The organism is Ruegeria sp. CDSA079 (assembly GCF_059612245.1).
On the sequence record NZ_JBXWQF010000006.1, the window covers coordinates 37,116 to 52,298 of the forward strand.

At 57.3% G+C, this 15,183-nt stretch carries 15 protein-coding genes; 12 read left to right on the top strand and 3 right to left on the bottom strand.

Going from position 1 to position 15,183, the window contains the following annotated elements; all coding sequences use genetic code 11:
- The first annotated feature begins 30 nt into the window (after nt 1-30).
- Both AC2FJZ_RS07915 and AC2FJZ_RS07920 read left to right on the top strand, forming a co-directional pair.
- The gene (locus tag AC2FJZ_RS07915) at nt 31-1,134 is read left to right on the top strand and encodes a mandelate racemase/muconate lactonizing enzyme family protein (protein ID WP_496776905.1); all 1,104 of its coding nucleotides are present in this window, start codon (nt 31-33) and stop codon (nt 1,132-1,134) included.
- 1 nt (nt 1,135) lies between these two features.
- Complete coding sequence (locus tag AC2FJZ_RS07920) at nt 1,136-2,407, top strand: aspartate aminotransferase family protein (RefSeq protein WP_496776906.1); 1,272 nt, start codon at nt 1,136-1,138, stop codon at nt 2,405-2,407.
- Between the two features lie 222 nt (nt 2,408-2,629).
- On the opposite strand, the gene hemC is transcribed toward AC2FJZ_RS07920, so the two are convergent.
- Nucleotides 2,630-3,595: a hydroxymethylbilane synthase gene (gene hemC, locus AC2FJZ_RS07925; protein WP_496776907.1), complete on the bottom strand. Its 966-nt coding sequence runs from the start codon at nt 3,593-3,595 to the stop codon at nt 2,630-2,632.
- Between the two features lie 106 nt (nt 3,596-3,701).
- Between hemC and hemE the strand changes: the two genes are divergently transcribed.
- Entirely contained in the window at nt 3,702-4,736 is a 1,035-nt protein-coding gene (gene hemE, locus AC2FJZ_RS07930) for a uroporphyrinogen decarboxylase (protein ID WP_496776908.1), read from the top strand.
- A gap of 81 nt (nt 4,737-4,817) precedes the next feature.
- Here the strand turns inward: hemE and AC2FJZ_RS07935 are convergent, their stop codons facing one another.
- On the bottom strand, nt 4,818-5,906 hold the full coding sequence (locus AC2FJZ_RS07935) for a CaiB/BaiF CoA transferase family protein (RefSeq protein ID WP_496776910.1): 1,089 nt from the start codon (nt 5,904-5,906) through the stop codon (nt 4,818-4,820).
- A 170-nt stretch (nt 5,907-6,076) separates the two neighbouring features.
- Between AC2FJZ_RS07935 and AC2FJZ_RS07940 the strand changes: the two genes are divergently transcribed.
- From AC2FJZ_RS07940 to uvrC, 6 genes are all read left to right on the top strand, one after another.
- On the top strand, nt 6,077-7,006 hold the full coding sequence (locus AC2FJZ_RS07940) for an ABC transporter ATP-binding protein (RefSeq protein ID WP_496776912.1): 930 nt from the start codon (nt 6,077-6,079) through the stop codon (nt 7,004-7,006).
- Entirely contained in the window at nt 7,003-7,764 is a 762-nt protein-coding gene (locus tag AC2FJZ_RS07945) for an ABC transporter permease (protein ID WP_050603963.1), read from the top strand. The genes AC2FJZ_RS07940 and AC2FJZ_RS07945 overlap by 4 nt, the downstream gene beginning before the upstream one ends.
- 113 nt (nt 7,765-7,877) lie before the next feature.
- Entirely contained in the window at nt 7,878-8,675 is a 798-nt protein-coding gene (locus tag AC2FJZ_RS07950) for a S49 family peptidase (protein ID WP_496777123.1), read from the top strand.
- Nucleotides 8,676-8,846: 171 nt separating this feature from the next.
- On the top strand, nt 8,847-9,806 hold the full coding sequence (locus AC2FJZ_RS07955) for a calcium/sodium antiporter (RefSeq protein WP_050604224.1): 960 nt from the start codon (nt 8,847-8,849) through the stop codon (nt 9,804-9,806).
- 21 nt (nt 9,807-9,827) lie between these two features.
- Nucleotides 9,828-10,607, top strand: coding sequence for an SDR family oxidoreductase (locus AC2FJZ_RS07960; RefSeq protein WP_050603965.1), 780 nt, complete (start codon nt 9,828-9,830; stop codon nt 10,605-10,607).
- Nucleotides 10,608-10,897: 290 nt separating this feature from the next.
- On the top strand, nt 10,898-12,760 hold the full coding sequence (gene uvrC / locus AC2FJZ_RS07965; protein WP_496776913.1) for an excinuclease ABC subunit UvrC: 1,863 nt from the start codon (nt 10,898-10,900) through the stop codon (nt 12,758-12,760).
- On the opposite strand, the gene AC2FJZ_RS07970 is transcribed toward uvrC, so the two are convergent.
- Nucleotides 12,757-13,641, bottom strand: coding sequence for a DMT family transporter (locus AC2FJZ_RS07970; RefSeq protein ID WP_496776915.1), 885 nt, complete (start codon nt 13,639-13,641; stop codon nt 12,757-12,759). The two genes, uvrC and AC2FJZ_RS07970, sit on opposite strands and share 4 nt — an antisense overlap.
- 174 nt (nt 13,642-13,815) lie before the next feature.
- Here AC2FJZ_RS07970 and pgsA point away from each other — a divergent pair, with 174 nt between their 5' ends.
- Genes pgsA through AC2FJZ_RS07985 form a run of 3 tightly spaced genes read left to right on the top strand, consistent with a single transcriptional unit; the run spans nt 13,816 to nt 15,180 of the window.
- Nucleotides 13,816-14,484 (top strand): CDP-diacylglycerol--glycerol-3-phosphate 3-phosphatidyltransferase, encoded by a 669-nt coding sequence (gene pgsA / locus AC2FJZ_RS07975; protein ID WP_050603968.1) that lies wholly within the window; start codon nt 13,816-13,818, stop codon nt 14,482-14,484.
- A 3-nt stretch (nt 14,485-14,487) separates the two neighbouring features.
- Nucleotides 14,488-14,733, top strand: coding sequence for a molybdopterin converting factor subunit 1 (gene moaD, locus AC2FJZ_RS07980; RefSeq protein WP_496668438.1), 246 nt, complete (start codon nt 14,488-14,490; stop codon nt 14,731-14,733).
- Nucleotides 14,734-14,736: 3 nt separating this feature from the next.
- Complete coding sequence (locus tag AC2FJZ_RS07985; RefSeq protein ID WP_050603970.1) at nt 14,737-15,180, top strand: molybdenum cofactor biosynthesis protein MoaE; 444 nt, start codon at nt 14,737-14,739, stop codon at nt 15,178-15,180.
- The last annotated feature ends 3 nt before the right edge of the window (nt 15,181-15,183 follow it).

The following is a 15,183-nucleotide window of genomic DNA, read 5'->3' on the forward strand; positions in this document are numbered from 1 at the left end:
CTCAGCACTCAAAGCCAAAGGAAGGGCTGAATGAAGATCACCAAGATAACGCTCTGGTCTGTCGACCTGACCAGCCATGAGACCTATCACATGGCCGAGGGCAAAACCTGTGCCACCGTAACCTCTCATGTCCTTCGGCTTGAGACGGACACGGGCCTGCACGGGTGGGGCGAAGTCTGTCCGATCCCACATTACCTGCCAGCTTATGCCGATGGTGTGCCAGCGGCCGTGGCAGAGATGGCCCCCGAAATTCTTGGCATGTCCCCTTTTGGCGTCGATGCGCCAATGCGCAAGCTGGATGCGTTTTTGCACGGGCATCTCTATGCGAAATCCATCGTGGATATCGCGCTCTGGGATCTGTTTGGTCGGGCCTCGGGTCTGCCGGTGTACGCACTCTTGGGTGGGCGCGCGCGGGCGGACATGCCGCTGTATCACTCGATCACCTGCATTGCACCGGACGAGATGGCCCGGATCGCCCAGACCGCGTATCAAGCCGGAATACGCCAGTTTCAAGTCAAGCTGGGTGTCGAAGGTGACTGGCAGGTTGATGCCGAGCGTCTGATCAAAGTGCGCGAGGCCGTTGGGTCGGGGCCGTTGATCTATGGTGATTGGAATTGTGGCGCTTCGCGGTTGCAGGCAACGCGAACAGGGCGCGCCGTGGCGCATCTGGACGTGATGTTGGAACAACCCTGTAAAACGCTTGAGGATTGCGCTGCGGTCCGTCAGGCCACGGGCCTGCCGATGAAGATCGACGAAAATGCGTATGACCTCGCATCACTGATGCAGGCGCACAGGCTGGGCTGCATGGATGCGGTTGCGTTGAAGCTGTCGAAATTCGGCGGCCTGTCCGCGATGCGACGGGCGCGTGATCTGTCCGTGCATCTAGGGGCCGAGATTTGTGCCGAATGCACCTGGGGGTCGGATATCATCACGGCAGCGTCTCTGCATTTTGCCGCTTCAACCCCGCATGGATCGCTTATGAATACCTGCGATTTGTCCTCTTACGTTGCCCCGCGTCTGTGCCCCGACGCACCAAACCGTGAAAACGGGCGGATTGCGCCGCCCGATGGTCCAGGTTTAGGTGTGGAGCCTGATCTTGAAATTCTTGGCACCCCGATTTTGGAGATTGATTGAGATGCTGAAAGTCCAGACACAATCCGAGTGGATCGCCCGCGCAAACGAGGTTTTGCCTGCGGGCGGTTTCGGCAATTTCGATCCCGGCATCATCATCGCCCGCGGCGAAGGCAGCCACGTCTGGGACGAGGATGGCAAGGAATACATCGACTATCTGATCGGGTCCGGCCCGATGTTGCTGGGCCACGGCCATCCCGAGGTGATGGAGGCCGTGCTGGAACAGCTTCCCAAGGGAATGACCTTCTTTGCCAATAACAGCAAGGGGATCGAACTGGCCGAGGCCATCATTGATGCCGTTCCGTGCTGCGAACAGGTGCGCTTTGTTGCATCAGGTGGTGAAGCCGACATGTATGCCATACGGCTGGCACGGGCCTATACCGGTCGCAACAAGATCCTCAAATTCGAAGGTGGCTACCACGGGATGAGCGCCGAGGCGCAAATGAGTCTTGCGCCCAGCCGCCGGGTCAATTTCCCTCAGGCCGTGCCCGACAGTGCCGGAATTCCCGAAAGTGTGGCCGAGCAGATGCTGATCGCGCCCTTTAATGATCTTGAGGCTGTGGCGGCTCTTTTGGACGAACATGACGATGTGGCGGCAATTATGGTCGAACCGCTGCAGCGGATTGTCCCTCCGGTGCCGGGATATCTGCAAGGATTGCGCGATTTATGCGACAAACACGATGTGCTGCTGATTTTCGATGAGATCGTCACCGGGTTTCGTCTGGCATATGGAGGGGCGCAGGAGCGTTATGGCGTGACCCCCGATATCTGCACGCTGGGCAAGATTACCGGTGGTGGGTTTCCTCTGGCCGCCTTGGGCGCCAGCGCCGAGATCATGAAGCATTTCGACAAATCGAAGGTCGGAGAAGAAGGCTGGTTGATGCAGTTGGGCACCTTGTCAGGAAATCCTGTGGCCTCGGCCGCGGGGTTGAAGACAATGGAAATTCTGCAACGTCACGGGGCCTATGAACGCCTGCGCGACATCGGGCGGCAGTTGCAACAGATGCAATCCGACGCGCTGAGCGATGCCGGTATTGTGCATCGCATCTGCGGGGACGAAACCCTGTTCGATATCTATTTTACCGAGGCCGAATGCAGGGACTACCGCAGCGCCAGTCATGATGATCCTGCGCGCAACGCAACATATAACGCGGCTTTGCGGTCGCATGGGATATTCAAAGCTCCGGGCAAGCTATACCCGTCATTGGCGGTCACAGATGCGGATCTGGATCAAACCAGAGAGGCCGTGCGTCACGCGGTTGCTGCAATTTCCTGAGCATGAGAAGCCTGAACAAAAAACGGGTCGCTGTTGACATCAACAGCGACCCGCAACCTTTGGAAGCCGGGGGTCAGTCTCGCCCCCTCGAATACTGATTAAATCACCGCAATCTTGAAACTTTTCGATACTTTCGAGACTGACCTGACTTCCTGATCGGTATGTCACCTTAATGCATGAACAAATGGGTCGCTACAGTGACCCAGTTCACATTGCGCGAATTTATTTTGATTTTTTCCAATCGAAAAAATCCGGCCCCGCCTGTTCCAGCAGTTCTGCGGCCATGGCCCGCGCCATATCCGCGCCATCTTCGACTGCGCCTGTGATATCCCGGCTTGCAGTTTCAGTTCCATCGGGGCGTAAAACTTCGCCACGCAGCCTGAGGGTGCCGCCATCCAGTTCGGCCAAACCTGCGATCGGCGTTTCGCACGACCCGTCCAGTGCAGCCAGCAACGTGCGTTCAGCGGTCAGCCGCTGGCCTGTTTCCGCATGATGCAACGCCTCAAGCATCTCGGCCGCACGCATATCGTCGCCGCGCCGTTCAATCCCGATGGTGCCCTGCGCGATGGCGGGCAGCATGTCGTCAGGCGAAATGGCACTGGCCGGGATGTCATCCATGCCCAGACGACGAATGCCTGCCATGGCCAGAAAGGTGCAATCGGCAACGCCATTGTCCAACTTTTTCAGCCGGGTCTGAACATTCCCACGAAATTCGACCACCTTCAAATCCGGTCGTCGGTTCAGCAATTGAGCGCGACGACGCAGCGAGGAGGTGCCCACAACGGCCCCCTCGGGCAGATCGTGGATTGAACCCAAACGCGGAGAAATAAACGCGTCTCGCACATCCTCGCGTGGTAGAAAGGTGTCCAGTACGAGGCCGTCAGGCTGTGCAACGGGCATGTCTTTTGTCGAATGAACGGCGATGTCGATTTCGGCGCGCAACATCGCCTCTTCGATTTCTTTGGTGAACAGGCCCTTGTTGCCAATCTCTTTCAGCGGGCGATCAGCATCGATCATGGCGCGATTGTCGCCGGTGGTTTTGATCACCACGATCTCGAATGCGTCTTCTGGCAGGTCGAAGGCGGCACTCAGGCGTTGGCGCGTTTCGTGCGCTTGCGCCAGAGCCAGCGGCGAACCACGGGTACCAATTCTGAAGGGCGATGCGGGTGTGGGCATATTCACGGTCATGCTCACAGCTTTAGTCGCGTCACATTGCCCTGACAATGGGGGGTGAGCTTGACAAATTGCCGCCGAAGGACGACCCGTTGCCAAAACCGGATGACTGGGGGCGAATATGGCCGAGACAAAAAAACTGCTGCGGGCGCTGGCGGGTGAGGTGCAGGATGTGCCGCCGATCTGGATGATGCGTCAGGCGGGGCGGTATTTGCCCGAGTATCGCGCCACCCGTGCGCAGGCCGGTGATTTCCTGTCCTTGTGCTATAACCCTGAGCTGGCCGCCGAAGTCACATTGCAACCGATCCGGCGTTATGGGTTTGATGCAGCGATTCTGTTTGCAGATATCCTGCTGGTGCCGCAGGCCCTTGGGGCGGATCTGTGGTTTGTGACCGGCGAAGGCCCGCGCCTGTCGACCATCACGCAGCAATCCGAGTTTGACGCGTTGAAGCCGGTTGACGCGATTCATGAAACACTGTCGCCCGTTTATGAAACGGTAAAAATCCTGTCGCGGGAATTGCCCTCGGAAACCACTTTGATCGGGTTTGCCGGCGCGCCGTGGACGGTTGCAACTTATATGATCGCAGGGCGCGGCACGCCGGATCAGGGTCCTGCCCATGCGTTGCGTGAAGGGAATGCCGCGCTGTTCGAGGCACTGTTGGACCGGATCACGGCCGCAACGATCGAATATCTGTCCGCGCAAATCGAAGCCGGGGCCGAGGTGGTCAAGATCTTTGACAGTTGGGCGGGGTCTTTGAAAGGTGAGGCGTTCCGCAAATACGCGGTCGAGCCGTGCCGCGTGATTACCCAGGCTATCAAAGAGAGGCATCCGGGCATTCCGGTCATCGGTTTCCCGCGTGAGGCGGGCGACGGATATATCGGGTTTGCCAAGGCGACGGGTGTGGATTGTGTCGCGCTGGACAATTCGGTGTCGCCGGATTGGGCGGCCGCGCATGTGCAGATTGATGGCTGTGTACAGGGCAATCTGGCCTCGTCCCATATGGTGACGGGCGGACAGGCGCTGGTGGATGAGACGCGTCTCATTGTCGAGGCGTTCTCGAAAGGGCCGCATATCTTCAATCTGGGGCACGGCATCACACCGGATGCAGATCCTGAAAACGTGCAACTGATGATCGATACGGTGCGCGGACGATAAGCGGGTGAAAGGGGGCCAGCCCCCTTCTTGGCCTGCGGCCAATTCATCCCCCGAGATATTTTTAGCCAGATGAAGTTCGGATCAACGTGGGGCGTCGAGCTCGGCGAGAATTTCATTTGTGTGCTCGCCGCGTGTTGGGCTTGGTCTGGGGTGCCACTGGTGGTTTGAAAACCGTGGCGCGGCGGTGGATTGCAGGGCGCCGTCGATCTCTTGCCAGCTGTTGCGATGGGTGTTCATCGGGTGAACCTGCGCCTCTTGTGGACTGAGCACCGGGGCGAGGCAGGCATCCGTTCCGCGGAACAAGGCGTCCCAGTGGTCGCGGGGGTGACTGGCGAAGATATCGGCAAGCCGTCGCGTCAGGTCGGGCCACAGTGAGCGGTCATATTGTTTCTGGAATTCGGCGTCATTGGCGAGACCGAGGGTCTGCAAAAACTGAGTGTAGAATTTGGGTTCGAGGCATTGAACCGTAATGAAGCGGCCATCGGCACAGGCATATGCGCGGCTCCAGTGTGGGCCGTCCAGCAGGCTGTCGCCGCGAGTGTCGGACAGGTTGCCTGTTTGGCGCATGGTCATCAGAAGGTTCATCATATGGGCTGAACCGTCATAGATTGCGGCATCGACAACTGTGCCTTCGCCAGTTCTTTGTGCATTGATCAGGCCAGCGAGAATCCCTGCGACAAGATACATTGCGCCGCCACCGATATCGCCTACCAGAGTAGCCGGTGTTTGCGGCGGCTGGCCGGGTTGAGAGGCATACCAGAGCGCCCCGGAAAGGGCGATATAGTTCAGATCGTGGCCTGCGGTGTTGGCCAGAGGACTATCCTGACCCCAGCCCGTCATGCGCCCATAGACCAGCTTTGGATTGCGGGTCAGACAGGGCTCGGGGCCAAGACCCAGCTTTTCCATAACACCGGGGCGAAAACCTTCGATCAGGGCGTCGGCGGTGTCGATCAGACGCAGAGCAATTTCCAGATCATCTGGGTCTTTCAGGTCAAGCGCGATGGACCGCTTCCCGCGATCCAGAAGTGATCTTTCGGGCATTCCAGGTGTTGCAGCACCACCCTTGCGCTGGACAGTTATGACGTCAGCGCCCAGATCGGCCAACTGCATGGCTGCAAACGGGCCAGGCCCCAACCCTTCGATTTCGACAATTCGAATTCCGCTCAGCATCCTTGCCCTCCGTTTCGGGCAGAGTTTGCGGGCTGGTGGGAGGATTGCAAGCTGGATATTCGATGGCGCAGATGGTCGCCATTTCGGCAGATGTGCATCAATCGGTGCCGAATTGACCTGTTATACACGGATTTGGCGCGATAGGGTCCACGCCAGAACGGGGAACGGGCATGACGACCATTTTATCCATCAGGGATCTTCGAAAGTCTTACGCTGACGGGTTTGAGGCGCTGAAGGGTGTGTCTCTGGACATTGAAGAAGGTGAGATTCTTGCCTTGTTGGGTCCAAACGGGGCAGGAAAGACAACCTTGATCTCAACCATCTGCGGGATCACGACTCCGAGTTCCGGTGAGGTCACAGTGGGTGGACATGACATCCAGACTGACTATCGCGCAGCGCGCAGGATGATCGGGCTTGTGCCTCAGGAAATTGCCCTGGAACCGTTTGAGAATGTCTGGAACACGGTGCGCCTGTCGCGAGGGTTGTTTGGCCTTGGCAAAGACAATGCGCGGATCGAAGAGATTCTGCGCAAGCTGTCCCTTTGGGATAAGCGCAACAACGCGATCAAGGAATTGTCTGGCGGTATGAAGCGTCGGGTCCTTATCGCAAAGGCGCTGGCGCATGAGCCCCGCGTTCTGTTTCTGGACGAACCCACTGCCGGTGTGGATGTCGAACTGCGCAAGGATATGTGGGAGATCGTGGCCGAGCTGAAACGGGACGGGGTCACTATCATTCTGACCACCCACTACATCGAAGAGGCCGAAGCCATTGCTGATCGTGTCGGCGTCATCGACAAGGGTGAACTGCTGCTGGTGCAGGACAAAGACACGCTGATGGCGCAGATGGGTAAAAAGCAGATCGAAGTCATGCTGTCAGAGCCCATTGCGCAAATCCCTGTCAGTCTTGCACTGCATAACCTGACACTGAATGGCGCAGGGGATGTTCTAGTCTACACTTACGATACACATGCGGATCGCACCGGAATCACGACATTGTTGAATGACGTGTCGCAAGCCGGGCTGGTCTTGCGCGACGTACAGACCCGGCAATCGAGCTTGGAAGAAATATTCGTCAACCTCGTATCCGGAGAAACAGTATGAACTGGACTGCAATTGCTGCCATCTACCGGTTCGAAATGTCCCGGTTCTTCCGCACTCTCGCGCAGAGCTTTTTTTCGCCGGTCTTGTCCACGTCGTTGTACTTCGTGGTATTTGGCACAGCCATCGGCAGCCGCATTCAAGAGGTCGAGGGCGTCTCATACGGTGCGTTCATCGTACCGGGGCTGATTATGTTGTCGGTGGTGATGCTGTCGATTTCTAATGCGTCATTCGGAATCTATTTCCCAAAGTTTCTCGGCACCATCTACGAACTGCTGTCCGCGCCGGTCAATTTCTTCGAAATCGTGATCGGGTATGTTGGCGCAGCCGCCACCAAGGCGCTGTTTGTGGGTCTGGTGATATTGGCGACGGCCACTTTTTTTGTGGATATACGAATCGAACATCCCTTTGCCATGGCCGCGTTTCTGATCTTGTCCTGCCTCAGCTTTTCTTTGCTGGGATTCATCATCGGCATCTGGGCCAGCAATTTCGAACAGATGTCACTGGTGCCGCAGCTTGTGGTGACGCCACTGATCTTTCTGGGCGGCACGTTTTATTCGATCTCGATGCTGCCTCCGTTGTGGCAGACCATTACCTTGTTCAATCCCGTCGTTTACCTGATTTCGGGCTTCCGCTGGTCATTCTACGGGTCGGCGGATGTGCCGATTGTTCTTAGTTTGCTGGCTATTCTCGCCTTTACAGGACTCTGTTTGGCGGTCATCGGCTGGATCTTCAAAACCGGTTGGCGCATTCGCAGCTGACATTGCCAAGGCGTTGCATTTTTGCCCATTGAGTCTGTGAATCTGGTTGGCGGCGCGCTTAAGGCCTGATGAGTCCCTTGTTTACGGGTTGGGGGCACTCTACATCGGCACCCATGAAACTCAGCCTGCCGTTTGTTAAAAAGCACCCTTGCGTGGCCATTGTCCGCCTGTCCGGCGCGATTGGAATGGCGGGGCGGGGCGCGTTGAACGATACGACCCTGGCCCCTGTTCTGGAAAAGGCCTTTCGCAAGGGAAAACCTGCGGCAGTGGCGCTTGAGCTTAATTCCCCGGGCGGGTCCCCGGTGCAAAGTTCGCTGATCGGTGCCCGTATCCGGCGTTTGTCGAAAGAGCTGGATGTGCCCGTTATTGCCTTTGTCGAGGATGTTGCGGCCTCGGGCGGCTATTGGCTGGCTGCAGCTGCGGATGAGATCTGGGCCGATGACAGCTCGGTACTGGGCTCGATCGGGGTAATCTCGGCCGGGTTTGGAGCGCATGTCTTTTTGGCTCGGCAGGGGTTCGAGCGGCGCGTGCATACGGCGGGCCAATCGAAATCCATGCTGGATCCGTTTGCGCCGGAAAAGAAAGAGGACGTGGCCCGCCTTCAGGGGTTGTTGGGAGACATCCACGAAAACTTCATTGACCATGTCAAAACGCGACGAGGCGACAAGCTGGATCACAGTGCCGATCTGTTCACGGGTGAAGTCTGGCTGGCGCGCCGTGCGCAAGAATTGGGTCTGATTGATGGCATTGCCCATCTCAAACCCAAGATGCAGGAACGCTTTGGCGAAAAGGTCAAGTTCCGCCGCTACAGCGTGCGCAAACCGATCTGGACGCGCTTTGGGGCCAGCCTGGCTCAGGATGCTATCGCCGGATTAGAGGAGCGTGCAGCCTACGCGCGTTTCGGTTTGTGACGTGATCATCAAGGCTGTCACCCTTTTCCTGATTGCCATGGTCGTATTGGCGATGTTTGGCAAGCTGCGCTTTCCGGGGCAAAAGAAGTTGAGCTCTGCGAAATGTCCGCGCTGCGGGCGGTATCGAATCGGCAAAGGCCCCTGCGCCTGCGAAAAAGGAGGCCGGACTTGATTTCCACTTGGCTGTTGTCCGGTCTGGGCCTGTTGATTCTGTTGCTGGCAGGCGACGCCCTTGTACGAGGTGCCGTGAACCTGAGCCTGCGCCTGGGTGTTCCGGCGTTGATCGTCAGCCTGACGATTGTGGCCTTCGGCACATCCGCACCCGAGCTTCTGATTGCGATCAGTGCTTTGAAAGAAAACGCCCCCGGTATCGCACTGGGTAATGTGGTCGGATCTAACACGGCGAATATCCTGTTGGTTCTGGGCCTTCCCGCGCTGCTTGCGACTTTGCATACCAGCGAGTGTAACAGCCGCAGGAACTATGTGTTCATGCTGATGGCGACGGTTCTGTTCATCGGGTTGGCATTTTGCGGAACCTTTACCTTCTTCAGTGGTCTGATCTTGCTGGCGGCTTTGGGCTTTGTCCTTCTGAACGCTTTTCGTGAGGCAAAGGCACATCGCAAAGCCTGTGGCGAGGCTTGCGTGGGTGAAGAGCTTGAGGGTCTGGAAGAAGCCGACCCTGACATGCCGTATTGGAAGGTATCTTTTTACCTTATCCTCGGGCTGATTGGATTACCGATGGGTGCGCATCTGTTGGTGGATAACGCGACGATCATCGCACGGACCTATGGGGTCAGTGAAACGGTTATCGGTTTGACGTTGATCGCGGTCGGAACGTCTTTGCCCGAACTGGCGACAACCGTCATGGCTGCGCTGCGCAGGCAAGCGGATGTGGCGCTGGGCAATGTGATCGGCTCAAACATGTTCAACCTACTGGCCATCATCGGAATCGCAACCTGGTTTGGTCGCATACCTGTTGATCCCGAATTCCTGCAATTCGACCTATGGGTCATGCTGGGCGCATCGCTGCTGCTGGCTCCGTTTGTATTTTTCAAACAGGATATCTCGCGCATCTGGGGGTTGGTGTTGACTTTCCTTTATGTGCTTTATGTCACCGTATTGCTGGTGTGATCTGACAGAACGAGGTGAAGCATGACCCGAGCTTTAGTGACCGGTGCCGGTATTCGCCTGGGCCGGGCCATGGCGCTGTATCTGGCAGGTCGTGGATATGATGTGGCCGTGCATTACGCCACATCGGAACAGCCCGCGCAGGAAACTGTAGCCAAGGTAACGGCGCTGGGCCGCCAAGCGGTGGCACTGCAGGCCGATCTACTGGACGAAGCTCAGGTCCAGGCGCTGCTGCCCAAGGCAGCAGAAGCGCTGGGTGGGCCGATCACCTGTCTGGTGAACAACGCATCGATCTTTGAATACGACAATATTCACACCGCAACCCGCCAAAGCTGGGATCGCCATCTCGACAGCAACCTGCGTGCGCCATTCGTTCTGACGCAGGCTATGGCAGAGCAGGGGTTGACCGCCGACACAGATGAAAGCGGCGAACCTCTGGCCGCGGGCTTGATCGTCAATATGGTGGACATGAGGGTGCGAAAGCTGACGCCAGAGTTCATGTCCTACACCATCGCGAAAATGGGGCTGTGGGCCCTGACCCGAACGGCTGCGCAGGCCCTGTCACCTGACATTCGGGTCAACGCGATCGGTCCCGGTCCGACGGTTCAGGGGCATCGCCAAAGCGAACAACATTTTCAGGCGCAACGATCGAACACGGTTCTGGAACGCGGGTCGAACCCTTCAGATATCACAGCCGCGCTGGGGTATTTTCTGGATGCGCACGCCGTCACGGGGCAACTGCTCTGCGTCGATGGAGGTCAGCATTTGGGATGGAAAACACCGGATGTTCTGGGCGTTGAATAAGCAATTTTGCTGCAAGTTTTGCACTGCTCTCATTTCCGTTACCTTAACGTTACAAAAATGTCTTTTTTTTCATACACTTGCTAAGTTTCGAAAAATATGTTGTTAAAAAACAAGTACTTATATTATTGCCTATTTTTTAAGCAGGTAAAGGAAAAGGTAAGGAAACAAGGGATTTTCCGATCCTCCAGAAACTTATCTGCATACTTATCCACAGAATCCGTGGATTTGTTTTCTCTTGATCTGAGAAGCGTGAGATTGCAGCCAGTGCCAGAGAATCATATCTCAAGGTCATGACCACCGACAGCGAATCGTCCCCCACCGGCTATGCCTGTATTCAGCGTTATGTGAAAACGCTGGACAGCTCGCCGGGCGTTTATCGGATGCTGGATGCGGACAGCCGGGTTCTGTACGTGGGCAAGGCGCGCAACCTCAAGGCGCGGGTGTCGAATTATACACGCCCCGGGCATTCTGGCAGGATCGAGAAGATGATCGCCTCGACCGCCTCGATGATGTTCCTGACCACGCGGACCGAGACTGAGGCGCTGTTGCTTGAGCAAAACCTGATCAAGCAGCTCAAGCCCAAGTACAACGTGTTGCTGCGCGACGATAAGAGTTTCCCGAATATTCTGGTCGCGAAAAGCCATGCGTTTCCGCAGATCAAAAAGCACCGCGGGGCAAAAAAGGAGAAAGGCGCTTATTTTGGCCCCTTCGCCAGTGCCGGTGCGGTGAATCGGACTTTGAACCAATTGCAAAAGGCGTTCCTGCTGCGCAACTGCTCGGACTCCATGTTCGACAGCAGAACGCGGCCCTGTCTGCTCTATCAGATTAAACGCTGCTCGGGGCCGTGCGTCGGGTTAATCTCGGAAGAGGCGTACCGCGAAAGCGTCAAAGACGCAGAACGCTTCCTGTCGGGCCGGTCGACCAAAGTGCAGGAGGACCTGGCCGAACAGATGATGGCCGCGTCCGAGGCGATGGAGTTCGAACGCGCTGCTGGTCTGCGTGATCGTATCCGGGCGCTGACACAGGTGCAGACCTCGCAAGGCATCAACCCACGTGGCGTGGCCGAGGCGGATGTGATCGGTTTGTATATGGATAGCGGACAGGCCTGTGTTCAGGTGTTTTTCATCCGCGCCAACCAGAACTGGGGCAACAAGGATTTCTACCCACGCGTCGGGCCGGATGTTTCGCCAGCCGAAGTGATGGAGGCCTTTCTGGGCCAGTTTTACGACAACAAGGAACCGCCACGACAATTGATCCTGTCGGATGCCATCGAAAACGCGGATCTTATGCAGGATGCATTGACCGAGAAGGTTGGCCGCAAGGTAGAAATTCTGGTGCCCCAACGCGGAGAAAAGCAGGAGCTGGTTGCAGGCGCTTTGCGCAATGCACGGGAGTCTCTGGCCCGCCGCATGTCGGAAAGCGCCACGCAGGCCAAACTGCTGCGCGGGGTGGCCGAAGCGTTTGATCTCGATGGCCCGCCGGGCCGGATTGAGGTTTACGACAACTCACACATTCAGGGCACCAACGCAGTAGGCGGCATGATCGTCGCAGGCCCCGAAGGCTTTATGAAAAACGCCTATCGCAAGTTCAATATCCGGGGCGATGATCTGACACCGGGTGACGATTTCGGCATGATGAAAGAGGTGCTGAATCGTCGATTCACCCGTCTGCAAAAGGAAGACCCGGATCGGGACAAAGGGCTCTGGCCCGATCTGCTGCTGATTGATGGCGGTGCCGGGCAGGTGAGCGCCGTGCATGAGATCATGCAGGCCCATGGGGTTGAAGACATTCCTATGGTCGGTGTGGCCAAAGGGGTCGACCGCGACCATGGCAAGGAAGAGTTTCACCGGATCGGACAGCGGCCCTTTGCCCTGAAACGCAATGACCCGGTGCTGTATTTCATTCAACGCCTAAGGGATGAAGCGCATAGGTTCGCAATCGGCACCCATCGCGCAAAGCGGGCCAAGGCCGTAGGTGCGACACCATTGGACGAAATTCCCGGCGTAGGTGCTGCGCGCAAACGTGCTTTGCTGACGCATTTCGGCAGCGCCAAGGCCGTCAGCCGGGCCAATCTTGCGGATCTGAAGGCTGTTGACGGGATCTCAGCCGGGTTGGCGCAGAAGGTCTATGATTTCTTCCACGACAAAGGTTAGGCGCGCCGACCCCGCCATAGGATAAAAAGGCCTGATGCAACGATCAGCGCGCTTCCAATCCACATTGCAGGATCAAGACTCTCACCGAACATCGCTACACCCAGCCCTATGCCGAACAGCAGGCGGGTATAGCGGAAGGGGGTCACGGCGGACACTTCGCCTGTGCGCATGGCCTTCATCAGCGAGGCATAGGCTATGACCCCCATCAGCACCGCGCCGGTCAGGTGCAGGCTGGTGTGGATGCCAACCGGTGCCACAGGCGCACCCTCCCAAAACCGATAGGCGAGACCCGCCACGATAATGCTTAGGAACCCGTAAAACCCCAGAACCTCAGTCCCCAAGGTGGCTGGGGCCGCACGGCTGGCAAGATCACGCCCGGCAAACCCCAACATCCCAAGCACCGCCAGTATCGACAGCATCGAAAAGCTGTCACCGTTCGGTTGCAGAATGATCACGACACCGATCATTCCGACGAAAATGGCGCTCCACCTCCGCCAGCCGACCGCTTCGCCAAAGAACAGCGCGGCACCCGCAACCACGACAAGCGGCGTGGCTTGCAGGATCACTGTGGCCGAAGACAGAGGCGTCAAAGCAATGGCCAACACATAGAACAACCGACCAAAGATTTCGAACAGAACCCGAACTTTCATCGGGCGGGAAAGGACATCGGGATGCAGCAAGCGTTGCCCGCGGGCCAATGCGACCCCGGCAAAAATCACGGACCCGCCCGCGCCGAACAGCACCAAGACTTGCCAGATCGGAAGTACGGCCGAGGCCGCTTTCAGCAAGGCATCCTCCAAGGCGAAGCCCGCCATTGCGGCGATCATCCAGAGGCTGCCGATCATGTTCGATCGGGCATCGGTTTGAATATGCGCTGTCATCTTGCACTTTCGGGCTTGCGTTCGACTGGCAATCTGACCGCTAAGCCGGGAAAGGCCAAGAGGCACAGTTCTTTGGTGTCAGGCCTGCGGCGCTTTGACCAAGTGGTTGCGAGGGATGCAGTTTTTTAACCGTTTGCCTTTTCTGTCCCGGACCGGCGATATAGGGTCCAAGCCATGAAGTGGAATTTACCCAATATCCTGACCGTCCTGCGCCTGCTGGCCGCGCCCAGCCTGGCCGTTATGTTTTTGTATTTCACCCGTCCTTATGCGGATTGGTTCGCTTTGATCCTGTTCCTGACGGCGGCGATCACGGATTGGTTCGATGGCTATCTGGCCCGAGCGTGGAAACAGGAAACCAAGATCGGTGCGATGCTGGACCCGATTGCCGACAAGGCGATGGTGGTGATCGCATTGATGATTCTGGTTGGCTACTCGACCGAACACTGGACGCCATGGCTGGTGCTGCCCGCCACCGTGATCCTGTTTCGCGAAGTCTTCGTCTCAGGCCTGCGTGAGTACCTGGGCGATGTAGCGGGGACACTGAAGGTCACAAAACTGGCCAAGTGGAAGACCACAGCACAGATGATCGCCATCGCGGTTCTGTTTTCTCAGGGCATCTTTGAACACTATGCCGTAATGGCCAGTTTCGGCATGGATGCCGAGCTGGTCGAGCAAATTATTACAGGTCAGGTCGAAGACGTGAACCACTTGCGATGGAATGTCGACGGCATGTATTGGGCCGGCCAGATCGGGTTGTGGTTGCTTTGGATCGCGGCGACGCTGACATTGATCACGGGCTATGACTACCTACGTAAAGCCATGCCACATCTGAAGGAGGGCTAACCGATGGATGTTCTGTATTTCGCATGGGTGCGCGAGCGCATCGGCCTGCCGAAGGAAAAGGTCGACACACAGGCAGCCACGGTCAACGATCTTGTGGCTGAACTCAGCGCCCGGGAAGACCGCTATGCCGCAGCCTTTTCCGACCTGTCCGCTTTGCGGGTTGCGCTGGATCAGGAGCTTTCTGATTTTGATGCTTCGTTGGCAGGTGTGCGCGAGGTTGCATTTTTCCCACCGATGACGGGTGGTTAAGCGATGCGCGTCGCAGTTCAGGAAGAGGCATTCGATCTGGGGGCCGAGGCCAACGCCTTTGCCGCCGGGGATGACGCAAACGGTGCCATCGTAACCTTCACCGGCGTTGTGCGCGACCTTGCAAGCGGTGATCTGGATGTGATGGAGATCGAACACTATCCGGGCATGACTGAACGTGCTCTGACCAAGATTGCGCAAGAGGCCAAGGATCGTTGGTCACTGGGTGATGTGCTGGTGATTCATCGCCATGGTCGCTTGGCCGCGGGCGACCGGATCATGATGGTGGCCACCGCCGCGCCGCATCGCAAAGATGCGTTTGAAGCGGCGGAATATCTAATGGATTATCTGAAGTCCCGCGCGCCCTTCTGGAAGAAGGAAGTCACCAATACCGGCGCGGAATGGGTCGCTGCCAAAGACGAAGACGAAGATGCACTCACCCGGTGGTAGGTG

Bases quoted from the DNA above. Each gene is read 5' to 3' on its own strand.
- AC2FJZ_RS07915 (WP_496776905.1), top strand. From the start codon at position 31: ATGAAGATCACCAAGATAACGCTCTGGTCTGTCGACCTGACCAGCCAT.
- AC2FJZ_RS07920 (WP_496776906.1), top strand. From the start codon at position 1,136: ATGCTGAAAGTCCAGACACAATCCGAGTGGATCGCCCGCGCAAACGAG.
- hemC (WP_496776907.1), bottom strand. From the start codon at position 3,595: ATGACCGTGAATATGCCCACACCCGCATCGCCCTTCAGAATTGGTACC.
- hemE (WP_496776908.1), top strand. From the start codon at position 3,702: ATGGCCGAGACAAAAAAACTGCTGCGGGCGCTGGCGGGTGAGGTGCAG.
- AC2FJZ_RS07935 (WP_496776910.1), bottom strand. From the start codon at position 5,906: ATGCTGAGCGGAATTCGAATTGTCGAAATCGAAGGGTTGGGGCCTGGC.
- AC2FJZ_RS07940 (WP_496776912.1), top strand. From the start codon at position 6,077: ATGACGACCATTTTATCCATCAGGGATCTTCGAAAGTCTTACGCTGAC.
- AC2FJZ_RS07945 (WP_050603963.1), top strand. From the start codon at position 7,003: ATGAACTGGACTGCAATTGCTGCCATCTACCGGTTCGAAATGTCCCGG.
- AC2FJZ_RS07950 (WP_496777123.1), top strand. From the start codon at position 7,878: ATGAAACTCAGCCTGCCGTTTGTTAAAAAGCACCCTTGCGTGGCCATT.
- AC2FJZ_RS07960 (WP_050603965.1), top strand. From the start codon at position 9,828: ATGACCCGAGCTTTAGTGACCGGTGCCGGTATTCGCCTGGGCCGGGCC.
- uvrC (WP_496776913.1), top strand. From the start codon at position 10,898: ATGACCACCGACAGCGAATCGTCCCCCACCGGCTATGCCTGTATTCAG.
- AC2FJZ_RS07970 (WP_496776915.1), bottom strand. From the start codon at position 13,641: ATGACAGCGCATATTCAAACCGATGCCCGATCGAACATGATCGGCAGC.
- pgsA (WP_050603968.1), top strand. From the start codon at position 13,816: ATGAAGTGGAATTTACCCAATATCCTGACCGTCCTGCGCCTGCTGGCC.
- moaD (WP_496668438.1), top strand. From the start codon at position 14,488: ATGGATGTTCTGTATTTCGCATGGGTGCGCGAGCGCATCGGCCTGCCG.
- AC2FJZ_RS07985 (WP_050603970.1), top strand. From the start codon at position 14,737: ATGCGCGTCGCAGTTCAGGAAGAGGCATTCGATCTGGGGGCCGAGGCC.